General features: G+C 66.1%; 15 protein-coding genes. 9 read left to right on the top strand and 6 right to left on the bottom strand.

Features of this window, described 5'->3' with window-relative positions; translation table 11 throughout:
• Positions 1-148: 148 nt before the first annotated feature.
• From G015_RS0104690 to G015_RS0104670, 5 genes are all read right to left on the bottom strand, one after another.
• Positions 149-649: a hypothetical protein gene (locus G015_RS0104690; protein ID WP_018138734.1), complete on the bottom strand. Its 501-nt coding sequence runs from the start codon at positions 647-649 to the stop codon at positions 149-151.
• A 138-nt stretch (positions 650-787) separates the two neighbouring features.
• Complete coding sequence (locus G015_RS0104685; RefSeq protein WP_018138735.1) at positions 788-1,051, bottom strand: hypothetical protein; 264 nt, start codon at positions 1,049-1,051, stop codon at positions 788-790.
• Entirely contained in the window at positions 1,048-2,487 is a 1,440-nt protein-coding gene (locus tag G015_RS0104680; RefSeq protein WP_020146246.1) for a deoxyribodipyrimidine photo-lyase, read from the bottom strand. The genes G015_RS0104685 and G015_RS0104680 overlap by 4 nt, the downstream gene beginning before the upstream one ends.
• Positions 2,487-4,019 carry a cryptochrome/photolyase family protein gene (locus G015_RS0104675; protein WP_018138737.1) on the bottom strand — a complete coding sequence of 511 codons (1,533 nt, stop codon included), beginning with the start codon at positions 4,017-4,019 and terminating at the stop codon, positions 2,487-2,489. Before G015_RS0104675 ends, G015_RS0104680 begins: the two co-directional genes overlap by 1 nt.
• A gap of 63 nt (positions 4,020-4,082) precedes the next feature.
• Positions 4,083-5,066, bottom strand: coding sequence for a MerR family transcriptional regulator (locus G015_RS0104670; protein WP_038038618.1), 984 nt, complete (start codon positions 5,064-5,066; stop codon positions 4,083-4,085).
• A gap of 254 nt (positions 5,067-5,320) precedes the next feature.
• On the opposite strand from G015_RS0104670, the gene G015_RS0104665 reads away from it, so the two are divergent.
• Entirely contained in the window at positions 5,321-7,177 is a 1,857-nt protein-coding gene (locus G015_RS0104665; RefSeq protein WP_020146244.1) for a thioredoxin domain-containing protein, read from the top strand.
• A 993-nt stretch (positions 7,178-8,170) separates the two neighbouring features.
• On the opposite strand, the gene G015_RS0104660 is transcribed toward G015_RS0104665, so the two are convergent.
• Complete coding sequence (locus G015_RS0104660; protein WP_018138889.1) at positions 8,171-8,983, bottom strand: inositol monophosphatase family protein; 813 nt, start codon at positions 8,981-8,983, stop codon at positions 8,171-8,173.
• Positions 8,984-9,132: 149 nt separating this feature from the next.
• On the opposite strand from G015_RS0104660, the gene G015_RS0104655 reads away from it, so the two are divergent.
• The 8 genes from G015_RS0104655 to hscA all read left to right on the top strand — a co-directional run bounded on the left by G015_RS0104655 (position 9,133) and on the right by hscA (position 15,917).
• A complete protein-coding gene (locus G015_RS0104655; protein WP_018138888.1) occupies positions 9,133-9,876 on the top strand; it encodes an RNA methyltransferase in 744 nt (247 codons plus the stop codon).
• A gap of 57 nt (positions 9,877-9,933) precedes the next feature.
• On the top strand, positions 9,934-10,761 hold the full coding sequence (gene cysE / locus G015_RS0104650) for a serine O-acetyltransferase (RefSeq protein WP_018174409.1): 828 nt from the start codon (positions 9,934-9,936) through the stop codon (positions 10,759-10,761).
• 57 nt (positions 10,762-10,818) lie between these two features.
• Positions 10,819-11,313: an Rrf2 family transcriptional regulator gene (locus tag G015_RS0104645; protein WP_018138886.1), complete on the top strand. Its 495-nt coding sequence runs from the start codon at positions 10,819-10,821 to the stop codon at positions 11,311-11,313.
• A 27-nt stretch (positions 11,314-11,340) separates the two neighbouring features.
• Positions 11,341-12,564 carry an IscS subfamily cysteine desulfurase gene (locus G015_RS0104640; RefSeq protein ID WP_018138885.1) on the top strand — a complete coding sequence of 408 codons (1,224 nt, stop codon included), beginning with the start codon at positions 11,341-11,343 and terminating at the stop codon, positions 12,562-12,564.
• A 54-nt stretch (positions 12,565-12,618) separates the two neighbouring features.
• Positions 12,619-13,029 carry a Fe-S cluster assembly scaffold IscU gene (gene iscU, locus G015_RS0104635; protein WP_018138884.1) on the top strand — a complete coding sequence of 137 codons (411 nt, stop codon included), beginning with the start codon at positions 12,619-12,621 and terminating at the stop codon, positions 13,027-13,029.
• A gap of 7 nt (positions 13,030-13,036) precedes the next feature.
• Positions 13,037-13,360, top strand: a complete 324-nt coding sequence (gene iscA / locus G015_RS0104630) for an iron-sulfur cluster assembly protein IscA (RefSeq protein WP_018138883.1) — start codon at positions 13,037-13,039, stop codon at positions 13,358-13,360.
• Between the two features lie 118 nt (positions 13,361-13,478).
• Complete coding sequence (hscB, locus tag G015_RS0104625) at positions 13,479-14,003, top strand: Fe-S protein assembly co-chaperone HscB (protein WP_018993639.1); 525 nt, start codon at positions 13,479-13,481, stop codon at positions 14,001-14,003.
• A gap of 30 nt (positions 14,004-14,033) precedes the next feature.
• Positions 14,034-15,917: a Fe-S protein assembly chaperone HscA gene (hscA, locus tag G015_RS0104620; RefSeq protein ID WP_018138881.1), complete on the top strand. Its 1,884-nt coding sequence runs from the start codon at positions 14,034-14,036 to the stop codon at positions 15,915-15,917.
• Positions 15,918-15,921 lie beyond the last annotated feature (4 nt).

Raw genomic sequence — 15,921 nt, 5'->3', positions numbered from 1 at the left:
CCATCCCCCCTGTCGCAAACGCCGGGCGCATGCCAACGGGCGTCGTCGCCGCTGTTGCCGGTGCCCGGGTGGTTATTGCGTGTCTTGCCCGCGCTGTCTGGCCGCGAGACGAAATCACCCGGATTGTACCGGGATTTGAGGTGCTGGGTCAGTCGATCCGGATAGTGGTGTATCCCTGCTGCTCGTAGCCCATGATGGACAGGAAGGTGTTGCCCACCAGATTGACGCCCGGGATCAGGTCGTCCTGGCCGAGATCGAAGCGACGGGTGGCGATGTAGCAGGCCTCCATGTGGACACCATCCAGCTCCTGGATGTCGGCCAGGCGGTCATGGATGTGGCGTACCGCCGATACGTCCTCGATCTCCAGGTGGTCGGTGTCGCGTGCAATCAGCGCGGCGGCACCACCGCGAAACGCGAACACCATGTTCGGTTCCAGACCCTGGCGCACCATGTCCTCGTGGGTCTCCTCGATAACGCTCAGCCGGGCAATCAGGCGTTCGGGATCGCCAATGGTGATGTCCCAGAGGATCTGGCCGTGTTCGATGCCTGCGAGTGCACGCTCGTCGGAGGGCTTTTCCGCCGCCACCGGACCCGTGAGCAGGAAGGCCAGCAGGACAGTTCCGATCATGCCGATCAGCCGGTATTTCATGGCGAGCTCCTTGCCGACCCAGAGCCGGTTTCTGCGGTGACTATGCCTCGAGTTTAGGGCATGGGGACCCGTGTGCACACGAGTTCCCATGCCCAGCCTGCTTCGGGGGGGCGGTTGGATGGCCCCCGCGCGGGCGATTTAGTGCCCGTGGTAGCCCTTGTGCAGGTACTCGACACCCTCGAGGTTTTGCACCTGGATCTCGCGCACCGGGATGAAGCGTGCAGTGCCGGGCCCGACGATCTCCTCGGTCACTCGGATGCGGTACGGGGCTTTCGAATTCAGGACCTGCCCGACGTATTGCTTGCCCTCGTGGGTCACGCGTACCGGGGTCGTCTTGTCGTGGCGGCTGAAGTTGTAGCTAACGCCTTTGGGGTAGTTCAGGTTGCGTTCGGAAAAGGTCATGTCTGGGCCTTGCTGGATGACTTGGTTTGACTGGTTGATGTGTTCTTGATGGCCTCGAAGGCCTCCAATGCGGCCTGGCGGCTGGCTTTCAGGTCGACGATCGGGTCGGGATAGCCCAGGGTGCCGCCGGCGCCCGGGGCGTGAATATACCGTGTTTCGGTCTTCTTGAGCACCGGCAAAAAGCGTCGCACGAATCGGCCGTCCGGGTCGTATTGTTCCCCCTGGCGTTGTGGGTTGAAGATCCGGAAATACGGTGCGGCATCGGCGCCGCAGCCACCGGCCCACTGCCAGCCCAGAGTGTTGGAGGCAAGATCGGCGTCGACCAGGGTGTCCCAGAACCAGCGGGCGCCGTGCCCCCAGTGCAGGCGCAGGTTCTTGGTCAGGAAGGATCCTACGACCATGCGCAGGCGGTTGTGCATCCAGCCGGTCTCCCACAGCTGGCGCATCGCCGCGTCCACGATCGGGATTCCGGTGCGGCCCTGTTGCCAGGCGGCGAGGTCGGCCTCCGATTCGCGCCACGGGAAATCCTCGAAGCGCGGGTTCAGGGGCTGTTCCGGCGTGTGCGGGAAGTGATAGAGCACATGGTGCGCAAAGTCGCGCCAGCCGAGTTCGCGCACGAAAGACTCGGGCCCCTTGTGCTCCAGGCTGATGTCGGCATCGCGCAGGGCGCGCAACACTTGCCGCGGCGAAACCTCGCCAAAATGCAGATGCGGTGACAGCCCGGAGGTGCCGTCCTGGTCGGGGCGGTCGCGGCTGTCGGCATAGCCTGTGATCGACTGCCCGAGGAACCGCTCCAGGCGTGCCTGGGCGCCGCGTTCGCCGGGTGCCCAGGTGGCGCGCAGGCCGGCGGCCCAGTCGATTCGGGGCAGCAGTGCCAAGTCGTCGAGCGTCAGGGAGGCCGGTGGTTTTTCGGGCCCCGGCAGGCGAGAAGGGGCGGGGAGCGGGTCCTGTTCAATCCCGCGCTGCAGGCAGGCGCGCCAGAACGGGGTGAAGACCCTGTACGGGCCGCCCTGGCCGGTCTCGACGTCCCAGGGCTCGATCAGCAAGGCCGCGTTGAAGCTGCGAACCTCCAGACCGTCGGCACGCAGCCCGGCCTTGATCCCCTGATCGCGCAGGACGCGGGCCGGTTCGTATACGCGGTTCCAGTACACGGCCTCGGCGCCCGTCTCGACGACCAGCTCGCGCAGGGTGTCGAGGCTCGGGCCGGCGCGAACGACCAGAGGGCTGCCGGCCTTGTTCAGCGCCTCGTTGAGCGACTGCAGGCTGTGGTGCAGCCACCAGTTGGAGGCGGCCCCGGGGGCCCACTGCAGGTCCTCGTCCGGGGCATGAATGAAGACCGGGATCACGGGCCCGCCACGTTCGGCGGCGGCTTGCAGTGCGGGCTGGTCGGCCAGGCGCAGGTCCTGGCGCAGCCAGACGAGGGTGGGTCCGGGCATCAGAGTCGCTCCCCCTGCTGCAGCCGTTCGCGGATCGCGGCGGCCTGTGTGCGAATGGCCTGAAGGCGTTCGGTGTCCATCTTCTCGATGTGCTTCCACTGCAGCGCGGTGCGCGGATGATTCGCGAAGCGTTCGCGGTGGCGATCGAGGAAGTCCCAGTAGAGGGTTGTGAACGGGCAGGCGTCGTCGCCGAGCGCCTCGGTCGGGCGGTAGCGACACTGTGTGCAGTAGTTGCTCATGCGCTGGATGTAGCGCCCGGTGGCGACATAGGGCTTGGAGGCCATGCGGCCGTCATCGGCGTATTGCGACATGCCGATTACGTTCGGCATCTCCACCCATTCCACCGCATCGACGTAGATGCCCAGATACCACCCGTGAATGGCGGTCGGTTGTACCCCCAGCAGCTGCGCGAACAGGCCGGTGACCATCAGGCGCTGGATATGGTGGGCATAGCCAAGACGCAGGGTCTGTCCGACGGCTTCGCGCAGGCAGCGCATCTCGGTGTCGGCATCCCAGTACAGCGCCGGCAGGGGTTCCCCGGCTTCGAGCGCGTTCCAATCGTGCCAGCGCTCGCCGAAATGGAAATACAGGCCGCGCACGTATTCGCGCCAGCCCAGGATCTGGCGGACAAAGCCTTCCACTGCGGCCAGCGGGGCATGGCCACGGCGCCAGGCGTCCTCCGCTGCAGCGATTACCTCGCGCGGGCTGAGCAGGTGCAGATTCAGGGCGGCGGACAGGCGGGCGTGGTACAGCCAGGGCTCGCTGCTCCACATCGCGTCCTGGTACTGACCGAAGTGTGGCAGCCGGTGGGCGATGAAATCGTCCAGCGCCTCGCGCGCATGCGCGGGTGTGACTGGCCAGTCGAAGTCCTCGCAGCGGCCGGGGAGGTCGGGCAACTGCTCGGCGACGATCTGGATGACCTCGCGCGTGACGGCGTCGGGCGGGAAGCGTCTCGGTGCGGGCAGTAGGCCGGGACCTTCGCGGCCGAAATGCCCCCGGTTCTCGGCGTCGAAGTTCCACTGGCCGCCGGCGGGCTCGCCGTCATCCATCAGCACATCAAGACGGCGGCGCTGGTCGCGGTAGAAATACTCCATGCGCAGTTGCTTGCGGGTCCCGGCCCACTCGGAAAATGCCTCGAGCGATACCAGGAACAGCGGGTCGGGCAGGATGGTGAGCGTGACCCCGGCTCTGCGGCAGGCCGTCTCCAGCTCGCGCTGTACGCGAACTTCGCCGGGTTGCAGGACCTGAACTTCGCGCGGACGCAGGCGGCGCAGATCGGCCTCCAGGGCGGACTCGAGCGTGTGATGCCCGTGGTCGCCCAGGGCATGGTAGTGCAGCGCCCATCCGTCCTCGCGCTGGCGCCGGGCGAAGTGGCGCATCGCCGAGAGAAACATTACGGTACGGGCGGCGTGCGACGGGACATGCAGCGATTCGCCCGGCACCTCGGCCATCCAAAGGGCGTCGCGGGAGGGGTGCAGGGTTTCCTGCACGGGGTGAGGCTGGGCGAGCTGGTCGCCGAGTACCACCAGCAATTTCGTCGGGTGGTCGTTCGCGCTCGGAGGTTGGCCGGAGTCCACGAGCCGTGGTGGACCGGCTCAGTGAGGCAGTTGTCGGCTGAGGAGTTCGGCCGCTTCGAGCGGCGCGCCGGGCAACACTTCGATTTCGCGCTGGTGATTCACCTGGGAGAGTTCGAGCGCCGCGGAACCCGCCAGATAGCAGCGAGGCCCGGGGCGATTCAGGATAGCCTCGATGCGCGGCAGTTCGGGGGAGCGCATCAGCTGCGAGGAGCCGTGGATTATCACGGCAGGCGCGGACTGGCGTTTCACCAGCGCCTCGAGGGCCTCGGGGCTGGTCGCGTCAAACAGGGGCAGTGTTTTGAGGCCTCGCCGGGCGCAGGCCAGTTGCAGGAGCATGCCGCCAACCTGCTGGTGCCCGCCGCCCAGGACCAGGCAGGGGATCGCGGGACCTTCGCAGGCCCGGATCGCTGCGCGCAGCTGATCGGCAAAGGCCGCGGTGGCCCAGGCCGCGAAAACCGCCAGGCGAACCTCGCCTTCGGGCGAGTGCCGCGATTCTTCCCGCAGGCGCCGATAGACCTCGAGAAAGGCGCTTTCATGCACGCCGTTCCAGCCGTGGCGCATAACCAGGCGCGCGTAGGTCCTCTCCAGCTGAGCCGTGTCCAGTTCCGCGGCAGAGGAATAGAGCGCCTCGGCCAGTGGGTCGAGCGTGTGAGGGGCGATACCGGGTTTGCTGGTGCCCGTGCGATTGCGGCTGGCGGATGCTTCGGATTGGGTATGCGACGAGGGGGGCGGTTCCACCGTTGCGCTTTCGCTGGCCAGGACACGATGGACCTGGGAGACCGGAATCCCCTGATCGAGCAGCTCCAGGATGCGCTTGATGCGGGCAATGTCGTCTGCGCTGTATAGCCGATGACCCTTGGGGGTGCGCATCGGGCGAATCAGCCCGTAGCGACGCTCCCAGGCGCGCAGAGTGACGTCATTGATCCCGGTCTCCGCGCACACGTGGCGGATGGGATAAAGACCTTCCTGTTCGGATGTGCCCAATTGTGTCGCGCTGGCCATAGGTTAATTGTACAGCATCTGTACGGATCATGTACTGCGTATTCGGGCCGAGCATCGGCCGTACTGATGGTTGCCGTCAACCCCGGCCTCGACCGCTCCCCCCGCGATTGGCCACCAGGCCTTCATGGGGGGGGTCTGTTGGAATGAACCCGAACGGGGTTTAGTCCCCTAATAGGGCAAAGGATCCCATACGGAGGCGAACAATGCCGCAGGACGGACACAGAGCGCGACATCCGGTCATTCGGGGAGGTTCTATGCTGGCCGTGATTACAGCCCTGTCCTGGGCTGTGGCCATGCCGGTGCAGGCCAATCCCGAAATGGCAGAAAGTATTTCCCCGTACCTCCGATTGCATGTCGACGACCCGGTAAAGTGGCGTGCCTGGGATCCTGCGCTGCTGGAGAAAGCCCGCGAGGAACAGCGCCCGTTATTGATCTCGAGTGGGTATTACTCCTGCTATTACTGCCACGTCATGCAGGAGGAGAGCTTCCAGGACGAAGGCATCGCCGAGCGCCTGAACGAGCATTTCATCCCGGTCAAGGTCGATCGCGAGGTGAACGGTGCGCTCGATACCTATCTGCTCGAGTTTCAGCGCGCCACCGCCGGGGCGACTGGCTGGCCCCTGAACGTGGTGGTCACGCCCGAGGGGTACGCGCTGACCGGTGTGGTGTATGCCCCGCGTGATCAGTTCGCGGAGTTCCTGGATGGCATTGCCGACCGCCTCGAGGCCGACTATGACCGGCTTCTGGATCTCGCCCGACGCGGCAGTGACGAGCTCTCCGAGCAGCTGCGCAAGGGCGAAGAGCCCATGTCCGACAGCCGGGCGGCGCGTCTGCCGCAGGTCCTCTGGAACGCGATGGAACGCGAGGCCGATGACCTCCAGGGTGGGTTCGGGAGTTCAACCAAGTTTCCGCACTCGCCGTGGCTGCGCGCGATGCTCGAAGCCGAGCAGGCCGGCAAGGCGCCGAACTGGGTCCCGGAGTTTCTCGAGATCACCTTGGACGAGATGGGCGGGTCCGGATTGCGTGACGTACTGGGTGGCGGGTTCTTTCGTTATTCCGAGTCGCCGGACTGGGACGAGCCACATTTCGAGGTGATGCTGGAGGACCAGGCCCAGCTGGCCTGGCTTTACCTCAAGGCGGGTACGCATTTCGATCGTGACGACTGGATCGATATCGGCCTGGAGAATCTCGATTTCGTGAAGCGCGACATGGCCCTGCGCGAGGATGATCTGGGCGAACAGGCCGACGTCGGTCCCGATGGCTTTCGTGGGTTCGCCGCCAGTCTTTCGGCTATCGACGAGCAGGGGCGCGAGGGCGGCGCATACCTGTGGCCGGAGGAGGATCTCGACGCGGCGCTGGCGGATCACGAGAACCCGGAACTGGTGCGGGCCTATTTCGGGATGGAAGGCGCCTCGGTGTTCGACCTCGGATACCTGCCGCGTGGAGGCGATTCCATCACGCAACTGGCCGAGCGCTTCGAGCTCGACGAGGAGGTGGTGCAGGAGCAGGTGGACAGAGGCCGCGAGGCCCTGATCCAGGCTCGCGAGGAGCGCGGTCTGCCGCGCGACGAAAAGGTCCTGACCGGGGCGCACGGGCTCCTGCTGTCTGCGCTGGCGCTGGCGGCGGACCACGACGAGCGCTTCGAGGAGGCCGGAGAGGCCGTGCGCTCGTGGTTGCTGGAGGTGGCCGAGTCGCCTGATGAGTTGCCGACGCTGATGGGCCTCCCGAGCGAGGATGCCGGTGAGGCGACGCTGAACGATTACGCCTATGTTGCCCAGGGGCTGCGTGACTGGGATTCGACGCGCGACAGTGGTGATCGCGACAACGCAATCGCCTTGCTGGAGACGGCCTGGGAGCGTTTCCGCGACGACGACGGCTTTCGGTCCGAGCCGGAACCCCCGCTGCCCGGGATGATCTCGCAACGCTTCCATCCGGCGGTGCATCGGCCGTCGCCGACCACTCTGATCCTGCGGATGACCGAAGAGTGGCTGGAGGAGAGCGAGACGCTCAAGACGGCCTTCGAGGAGTACGACCTGCGCCCGGGGCGCGGAGTCGAGGGGCAGCCGAAGCATCATGCGCGGCTGATCCTCTGGTTCGAGGACCGCGACTGATCGCCAGCGCCCGGCGTGTGGCGCACCTGTCCGGGGCCGTTGAGGCTGGGCCTGGTTCGTCTTTCAGTGTTTACGGTGGCTTCGGTCCGCATACTGCCGTGCGCTCACTCGCGAGGCGCCGCGAGGTACTTCTTTGCTCGTGCAAAGAAGTACCCAAGAAACACGCCCGACTGCCGCGACCCCGGCCCGCTGTGCCGGGGTTTCCCTCGCTCCGAGGGTTTTCGCGGGCGGCGCTGAAACTCGCTGCGCCTTCGGCTTCGCTCAAACAGTCAGCGCCTCTCTTCCCGCGAAAACCCTCTCCACTCGGCGCGACGACAACGGGGGTGAAGGTCAAGACAACGGCTGTCCCGGCGATTGTGCTTATGGACGGAGGCTAGGTCTTCGGACACCTTGGGCACGCGCGGCCTACGGCCATGGCGTTCCGCGCCCGCAAGCGGGCGCTAAGGGTAGGATGCCGATGAGCGCAGCGAATCGCATCAGGGTTGCCCCGACGCCGGAACGGTGCGTTTCGCTACGCTCAACCGCACCCTACGAAGGCTAGATTGACTGCAGGCATGGGGATACCTTCTGTTTTGACCTTCGTCCCCCGTATGAAGCCCCTTGCGGAAGGGTTCTCGGGACGGAAGATTCAAAATAAAAACGGGGGCGCTGACTGTCTGAGCGAAGCCGAAGGCGTAGCGAGTTTCAGCGCCGCCGGCCCGAGGGCCCTGGAGCAAGGTTCCCGGGCGGAATCCGGGTGCGCCTCGACGGGTACTTTCTTGGGCAAGCAAGAAAGTACCTCGCGCCGCGCTCGCGAGTGAGCGCACGGCAGTATGCGGACCGAAGGCACGTATACACCGGGTGCCGAACCGGGCCGGCCACAATATGGTAGGCGGTCGGACGAAGCCACGGTAAACGCCAGAGGACGAAACAGGCTCAGCCTAAACGGCGCGGAAGGTGGTCGGGGTGCGCGCCTACCGGGGCGTTAGCCCGGCAGGGCGCGAAGGGGAGGGTTTAGTCGTTCGCTTGGGCGGCGCGTTCTTTTTCGGCCTGGTGCAGGCGCTGCAGCATGGCCTTGAGCACCTTCGGGTTGCCGGCGACGACATCGCCGCGGCGAAGCACGTCCGGGTTGCCGGCCCAGTCGCTGACAACGCCACCCGCCTCCTGCACCAGCAGCAGGCCTGCCGCGATGTCCCAGGCCTGCAGGCCCATCTCCCAGAAGCCATCGAAGCGTCCGCAAGCGACCCAGGCCAGATCCAGCGCGGCAGAGCCCGGGCGGCGTACACCGGCGGTGCCGGGCACCAGGTGGCGCAGGCTGCTCAGGTAGCGCTCCAGATCCTGGCCTTCGCGGAAGGGGATGCCGGTGCCCAGCAGGGCGCCGTTGAGGTCCTTGCGGTCGGACACGCGGATCCGGCGGCTGTTGAGAAACGCCCCGGCACCCCGCGTCGCGGTGAACAGCTCTTCCTTCAGCGGGTCGTAGACCACCGCCTGCTCCAGCCGCCCCTTGTGCTTGAGTGCGATGGAGATGCCGTACTGGGGGATCTGGCGCAGGTAGTTGGTGGTGCCGTCCAGCGGGTCGATGATCCAGACGTATTCGCCGTCGGCTCCGTCCTGCTGCCCGCCTTCTTCCGCCATGATGGTGTGGTCGGGATAGGCGCGGCGCAACGTCTGCACAATGGCCTGCTCGGCGGAGAGGTCGACATCCGACACCCAGTCGTTGCGGGCCTTCTCGCGCGTGTTCATGCGATCCGGTCGTCCCCAGGCGCGGGTGGTGATGCGTCCGGCTTCGCGAGCCGCCGATACCGCCGTGTTCAGCATGGGGTGCATGGGGTGTCTCCTGGTGTTCTGAGGGGTGTCCAGCGGGCGCGCGCACGCGCCGCGGAAAGGCCGCGAACAATACACAAGCGGCTCTTTTTTGGGAAGTCGCAGGCACCGGTGTGTACAATCCGACGCCTTGAACGAAGGGGGTTCCGCATATGGAGCAACGCCTGGGCCGGGTGCGGGTCGTGCTGGTCGGTACGACGCATCCGGGCAACATCGGCTCCGCCGCGCGTGCAATGAAGGCCATGGGGGTTACCGATCTGGTGCTGGTGGCGCCGGAGCGGTTCCCGCATGCCGATGCCACGGCGCTGGCCTCCGGGGCCGATGACCTGCTGGCGCGGGCACGGGTGGTGGACGACCTGGCGGCTGCGGTCGCGGACTGTGTGTGGGTGATCGGGACCAGCGCCCGGCTGCGCACGCACTCTGTGCCCGTGCTGGGCCCGGATATTGCGGCCGAACAGGTGCTGACGCATGCGTCCGAGGGGCCGGTCGCGCTGGTGTTCGGGCGCGAGCACAGCGGGCTGACCAATACCGAGCTGGATCACTGCAACGCCTTTGTCCAGATCCCGACCGTCCCGGATTTCAGCTCCCTGAATCTTGCCGGCAGCGTGCAGGTGATGACCTATGCGCTGCGCATGGCCGCCCTGGCCGGGGAGTCGGTTGGGGCCGCGGCTGCGGCCGAGCCCGAGGATGCGCGCGACCCGCTGGCGACCCAGGCGGAGATGGAGGGCCTGTTCAGTCATTTCGAGCAGGCGCTGACGACCATCGAGGTGCTGGATCCCGAGAACCCGCGCCATTTGATGCGGCGCCTGCGCCACCTCTACATGCGCGCGGGGCTCAGTGCCAGCGAGGTGCGCATGCTGCGCGGCATATTGACGCACACGGAGCGTGGCCGCTGAGACGGGTCGCGCGCGGAAGTGATACCTTAGTAAATGACTCAGGAATGAGGCCCGGCCATGTTTGACAGGATGCGCGAGGACATTCGCTGCGTGTTCGCACGCGACCCCGCCGCCCGCAACGCCTTCGAGGTGGTGACGGCGTATCCCGGTCTGCATGCGCTCTGGTATCACCGGCTGGCGCACTGGCTGTGGAACCATCGCATGCGCTGGCTGGGGCGGGTGATTGCCAACTTCAGTCGCTGGGTGACCGGGATCGAGATCCACCCGGGCGCGAAGATCGGGCGGCGCTTCTTTATCGACCACGGTATGGGTGTGGTGATCGGCGAAACCGCCGAGGTCGGCGATGACTGCACGATCTACCACCAGGTGACCCTCGGCGGTACCAGTTGGGAGGGCGGCAAACGCCACCCGACGCTGGGCGACGAGGTGGTCATCGGTGCGGGGGCCAAACTGCTGGGCCCGATCCACGTGGGTGACCGCGCGCGCATCGGTTCGAATGCAGTGGTGCTGAAGGATGTCCCGGCGGATGCGACGGCGGTCGGGATCCCGGCGCGGGTCATCGGTCCGCGGCCGGAGCCGGACCCGCGGTTTCAGCAGATGGCCGACCGCCTGGGTTTCGATGCCTACGGTGTTGCGCGCGATATGCCCGACCCGGTGGCCAACGCGATTCATCGGATCGTGCACCGAGTGCATGAGCTGGACGAGCGCATGGACAAGGCCTGCCAGGCCCTGAAGCGTGCGGGGATCGACCCCGGCGAGGTGGTGGGCGATGCGGATTCGAGGCCGATCGAGCCCTGCGATCTGGAGGGGCTGGAGCCGGACGAATGCGAAGTGCCTCGGCCTGCGGAAAGCCAACAAGAACGTAAACAGCAGGGGAATACTTGATCGTTTTGGTCGGTTATTCTAAGCTGCACGTCAAATGAGCAGGAAGCAGACACAGCCATGAAACTGACGACCAAAGGGCGCTACGCCGTCACTGCCATGCTGGACGTGGCGATGCACACCGAGAACGGCCCGGTATCACTGGCCGAGGTGGCGCGACGCCAGAAACTGTCATTGTCCTATCTGGAGCAGCTTTTTTCCAGGCTGCGCCGGCAGGGGCTGGTGAACAGCAGTCGCGGCCCGGGCGGTGGTTATGCGCTGAGTCGGGAGCCCGAGGGTATCTCGGTGGCCGATATCATCGTCGCGGTCGACGAGCCCGTGGATGTCACGCGCTGTGGCGGCAAGGCCAACTGCAATTCCGAATCGCGCTGTCTGACGCACGATCTGTGGACGGATCTCAGCCAGCAGCTCTACGACTTTCTCAGCAACCGGACGCTGGCGGATGTGCTGGAACGGCATCGGGCACAGAAGGAGCAGGATGGCGTGAAGGAAGTGGTCGTGCATGGCAACGCCCTGAAGGGCGATGCAACCAAATCGAGCAATGCGACCGCCTGAGGCGGCTGCGTAAGGAGTGAACGCGTAATGAGTGACCTGAAACTGCCCATCTACCTGGACTACTCCGCGACCACGCCGGTCGACGAGCGTGTGGCCGAGAAGATGACCGGCTGCCTGACCAAGGACGGCCTGTTCGGCAACCCGGCATCGCGCAGCCACAGCTTCGGCTGGGGTGCGGAAAAAGCCGTGGAGAATGCCCGTGAGCAGGTTGCTGCGCTGGTTGGCGCCGACCCGAAGGAGATCATCTGGACCTCCGGCGCCACCGAGTCCGACAACCTGGCGATCAAGGGTGCCGCGAATTTCTACCAGCGCAAGGGCAAGCACATCATCACGGTCAAGACCGAGCACAAGGCCGTGCTGGACACCGCGCGCCAGCTGGAACGCGAGGGCTTCGAGGTCACCTATCTGGGCGTGAAGGAGAACGGCCTGGTGGACCTGCAGGAACTCAAGGATGCGATCCGGGACGACACGATCGTCGTCTCCGTGATGCACGTGAACAACGAGATCGGCGTGATCCAGGACATCGAGGCGATTGGCAATCTGTGCCGCGAGCACGGGATCGTCTTCCACGTGGACGCGGCCCAGTCCGCCGGCAAGGTCGCGGTCGATCTGTCCAAACTCCCGGTAGACCTGATGAGCTTCTCCGCGCACAAGGCCTACGGGCCGAAGGGCATCGGTGCCCTGTATGTGCGCCGCAAGCCGCGGGTGCGCATCGAGGCGCAGATGCACGGTGGTGGGCACGAACGCGGTATGCGCTCTGGCACGCTGGCGACTCACCAGATCGTCGGCATGGGCGAGGCCTTCCGAATTGCCGGCGCGGAAATGGGTACCGAACTCGAGCGCATCCGCATGCTGCGCGACCGCCTGTGGGCGGGCCTCGACGGCATGGAAGAGGTCTACCTGAACGGCGACGCCGAACAGCGGGTCGCGCACAACCTGAATGTCTCTTTCAACTTCGTCGAGGGCGAGAGTCTGATCATGGCGCTGCGCGACATCGCCGTGTCCTCCGGATCGGCGTGTACCTCGGCGAGCCTGGAGCCGTCCTACGTGCTGCGAGCATTGGGTCGCGACGACGAGTTGGCGCACAGCTCGATCCGCTTCTCCATCGGTCGCTACACGACCGTCGAGGAGGTCGACCATACGGTCGAGATCGTGCGCGCCGCAGTCGCCAAGCTGCGCGAGCTCTCGCCACTGTGGGAGATGTATCAGGACGGCATCGATCTGAGCACCGTCGAGTGGGCGGCCCACTAGGCCACCGGCTCGGCACCACGAACGCAACGCGTACTACGCAATAGGAGAACGGTCATGGCTTACAGTGACAAGGTTCTGGACCACTACGAAAATCCGCGCAACGTCGGCAGCTTCGACAAGAACGATGACTCCGTCGGTACCGGCATGGTCGGCGCCCCGGCCTGCGGCGATGTGATGAAGCTGCAGATCAAGGTCAACGACGAAGGCGTGATCGAAGACGCCAAGTTCAAGACCTACGGCTGTGGCTCCGCCATCGCCTCCAGTTCGCTGCTCACCGAATGGGTGCGCGGCAAGACCCTGGACGAGGCCAGCCAGATCAAGAATACGCAGATTGCGGAAGAACTGGCCCTGCCGCCGGTGAAGATCCATTGCTCCGTGCTGGCCGAGGACGCGATCAAGGCAGCCATCTCCAACTATCAGGAGCGGCACGGTCAGGACGAGCAGGCCGAGCAGAAGACCGCCTGAGGTGTCTATGGCGATTACACTGACCGAACCGGCAGCCGAGCGCATCCAGAGCTTTCTTGCCCAGCGTGGCAAGGGTGTGGGCGTGCGCCTCGGGGTCAGGACGACCGGCTGCTCGGGCATGGCCTACGTGGTCGAGTTCGCCGACGATATCGAGGACACCGACACGGTGTTCGAGGATCGTGGCATCAAGTTGGTGGTCAACCCGAAGTCGCTCGTCTATCTGGATGGCACCGAGCTGGATTTCGGCAAGGAAGGCCTGAACGAGGGTTTCAGGTTCAATAACCCGAACGAGAAGGCCCGGTGCGGCTGCGGTGAAAGCTTCAGCATCTGACTGATGCACGCATCCGGGGTGGTGCATGGTGGTTGCCTGGCAGCCACTGTCCCACCCCGTTTTGCGTTGGGCGCCCGTGCCCGATGCCAGCCTCTTGTTGCGAGGACCACAGGACGTCATGACCGACCCCTTCGAGCAGTTCGACTTGCCGGTCGCTTTCGAGATCGACCGTCAGCAGCTGGCCGAGCGCTTCAAGCGCCTGCAGGCCGAGCTGCACCCCGACCGCTTCGTGCGTCAGGGCGACCAGGCGCGGCGCATGGCTGCGGCGATGGCGGCCGATGTCAACGAGGCCTATGCCATTCTCGACGACGACTACCGCCGTGCGGTGGCCTTGCTGGAGCGCGGTGGGATTGCGTTCGATGCAGAACGCGATACCAGCCAGAACATCGAGTTCATCGAGGCCCAGATCGAGTGGCGTGAACGCCTGGAAGATGCCGAATCCGCCGGCGACCGCGAGGAACTGGACGCGGTGGGGATGGAGCTGGAAAAGGCCCGCGACGAAACGCGCTCGAAGGTCGCCGAGGCCCTGGCCGATCCGACATCGCCCGCGGCGCAGGCCAAAGATCGCGTACTCGAGCTGCGCTTTTTCGACCGCTTGCTGGCGGAGCTGAAACGAACCCGACAGAACCTGGCGCGCGGCTGAGCCGCCGCCGTGTGAAGGAGCCGAATTTCGATGGCGTTACTGCAGATCACCGAACCCGGAGCCGACTCCGCCCCGCACCGGCGGCACCTGGCGGCCGGGATCGACCTCGGCACCACGCATTCGCTGGTCGCCACCGTGCGCAGTGGCGTGGCCGACACCCTGCCGGACGAGCAGGGCCGGCATATCCTGCCTTCTGTGGTGCACTACGCGCCGGATGCGGTAAGCGTCGGGCACGCGGCGGCCGAGCATGCGGCGGATGATCCGCACAACACCATTGCCTCGGTCAAGCGCCTGATCGGTCGAGGCGTGGCGGATGTGGCCACGCTGTCGGGCGAATTGCCGTTTCGGCTGAAAACCGGGGACTCCAGCGTTCCGCGGATCGAGACGGCGGCCGGCGACAAGACGGCGGTGGAGGTCTCGGCCGACATCCTCAATACTCTGCGCGAACGCGCCGAAGCCACGCTTGGCGACGAGCTGGAAGGCGTGGTTATTACCGTGCCGGCGTACTTCGACGATCCGCAACGCCAGGCGACGCGCGACGCGGCGCAACTGGCGGGCCTGAACGTCCTGCGGCTGATTAGCGAGCCGACCGCCGCGGCTGTGGCCTACGGCCTGGACCAGGGCGAAGAGAGCACCATTGCGGTCTATGACCTGGGTGGCGGGACCTTCGATATCTCCATCCTGCAGCTGCGCCGAGGTGTGTTCGAGGTGCTGGCCACCGGGGGCGATTCCGCCCTGGGCGGCGATGACATCGACCGCGCGATCGCGGACTGGCTGCTGAATCAGGCCGGAATGACCGGCGAAACCGACCCGCAGCGTCTGCGCCGCGTGCTGCTGGCCGCGCGCGAGGCCAAGGAGGCCCTGACCGACGCCGACAGCACTCGCGTCGAGGTCGTGCGCGCCGATGGCTCGACTTATACGGCGGAGCTCGACCGCGCGACGCTGGTGGAGCTGGCCCGGCCGCTGCTGGACCGGACGATGGCCGCCTGCCGCCAGGTGCTGGAGGATGCCGACCTGGCGCCGGACGCGATCGACGAGGTCGTGCTGGTCGGTGGTTCCACGCGCATGCCGGCGGTCCGCGAGGCGGTGGAAGCGTTCTTTGGCCGCGCGCCGCACGCCGGGATCGATCCCGATCGTGTGGTGGCCATCGGGGCGGCCCAGCAGGCGGACATCCTGGCCGGCAACAAGCCCGATACCGAGCTCCTGTTGCTGGACGTGATCCCGCTGTCGCTGGGGCTGGAGACGATGGGGGGACTGGTCGAGTTCATCATCCCGCGCAACACCACGATCCCGGCCACCCGCGCGCAGGACTTCACCACCTTCAAGGACGGCCAGACCGCGATGTCGCTGCACGTGGTGCAGGGCGAGCGTGATGTGGTCGATGCCAACCGCTCGCTGGCGCGTTTCACCCTGTCCGGTATCCCGCCGATGGTGGCCGGGGCCGCGCGTATCCGCGTGACCTTCCAGGTCGATGCCGACGGGCTGCTGAACGTGACCGCGCGCGAGCAGACCCAGGGCGTGGAGGCGCATATCGAGGTCAAGCCCAGCTATGGCCTGACCGACAGCGAGATCGAGCAGATGCTGCGCGATTCCGCCTCCTCCGCGCGCGAGGACATGGAGGCGCGGCGCCTGCGCGAGGAGCAGGTCGAGGCCGACCGCGTGCTCGAGGCGCTGGATGCCGCGCTGGAGACGGACGGCGATCGCTACCTCGAGGCCGAGGAGCGCCAGACCATCGAGCAGGCGCGCGATGCGCTGCGCGCCGAACGCGAGAAGGGTGCCGATCCCGACGCCATCGAGGCGGCGCGCAAGCGCGTGGAACAGGCCTCCGAGGCCTTTGTCGCGCGGCGCATGAATGACAGCATCCGGCGCGCGCTCGCCGGACACAACGTTAGCGAATACGACGCAGGGAACTGACAAC

Source organism: Thioalkalivibrio sp. ALJ15 (assembly GCF_000383695.1).
Lineage (GTDB): Bacteria > Pseudomonadota > Gammaproteobacteria > Ectothiorhodospirales > Ectothiorhodospiraceae > Thioalkalivibrio.
Note: the sequence above shows the minus strand (reverse complement) of the source record. Positions and strands in the feature narration are given on the sequence as shown.

Bases quoted from the DNA above. Each gene is read 5' to 3' on its own strand.
- cysE (WP_018174409.1), top strand. From the start codon at position 9,934: ATGTTTGACAGGATGCGCGAGGACATTCGCTGCGTGTTCGCACGCGAC.
- G015_RS0104685 (WP_018138735.1), bottom strand. From the start codon at position 1,051: ATGACCTTTTCCGAACGCAACCTGAACTACCCCAAAGGCGTTAGCTAC.
- G015_RS0104670 (WP_038038618.1), bottom strand. From the start codon at position 5,066: ATGGCCAGCGCGACACAATTGGGCACATCCGAACAGGAAGGTCTTTAT.
- G015_RS0104690 (WP_018138734.1), bottom strand. From the start codon at position 649: ATGAAATACCGGCTGATCGGCATGATCGGAACTGTCCTGCTGGCCTTC.
- G015_RS0104680 (WP_020146246.1), bottom strand. From the start codon at position 2,487: ATGCCCGGACCCACCCTCGTCTGGCTGCGCCAGGACCTGCGCCTGGCC.
- G015_RS0104660 (WP_018138889.1), bottom strand. From the start codon at position 8,983: ATGCACCCCATGCTGAACACGGCGGTATCGGCGGCTCGCGAAGCCGGA.
- iscA (WP_018138883.1), top strand. From the start codon at position 13,037: ATGGCGATTACACTGACCGAACCGGCAGCCGAGCGCATCCAGAGCTTT.
- G015_RS0104655 (WP_018138888.1), top strand. From the start codon at position 9,133: ATGGAGCAACGCCTGGGCCGGGTGCGGGTCGTGCTGGTCGGTACGACG.
- G015_RS0104665 (WP_020146244.1), top strand. From the start codon at position 5,321: ATGCTGGCCGTGATTACAGCCCTGTCCTGGGCTGTGGCCATGCCGGTG.
- hscB (WP_018993639.1), top strand. From the start codon at position 13,479: ATGACCGACCCCTTCGAGCAGTTCGACTTGCCGGTCGCTTTCGAGATC.
- G015_RS0104645 (WP_018138886.1), top strand. From the start codon at position 10,819: ATGAAACTGACGACCAAAGGGCGCTACGCCGTCACTGCCATGCTGGAC.
- G015_RS0104640 (WP_018138885.1), top strand. From the start codon at position 11,341: ATGAGTGACCTGAAACTGCCCATCTACCTGGACTACTCCGCGACCACG.
- hscA (WP_018138881.1), top strand. From the start codon at position 14,034: ATGGCGTTACTGCAGATCACCGAACCCGGAGCCGACTCCGCCCCGCAC.
- iscU (WP_018138884.1), top strand. From the start codon at position 12,619: ATGGCTTACAGTGACAAGGTTCTGGACCACTACGAAAATCCGCGCAAC.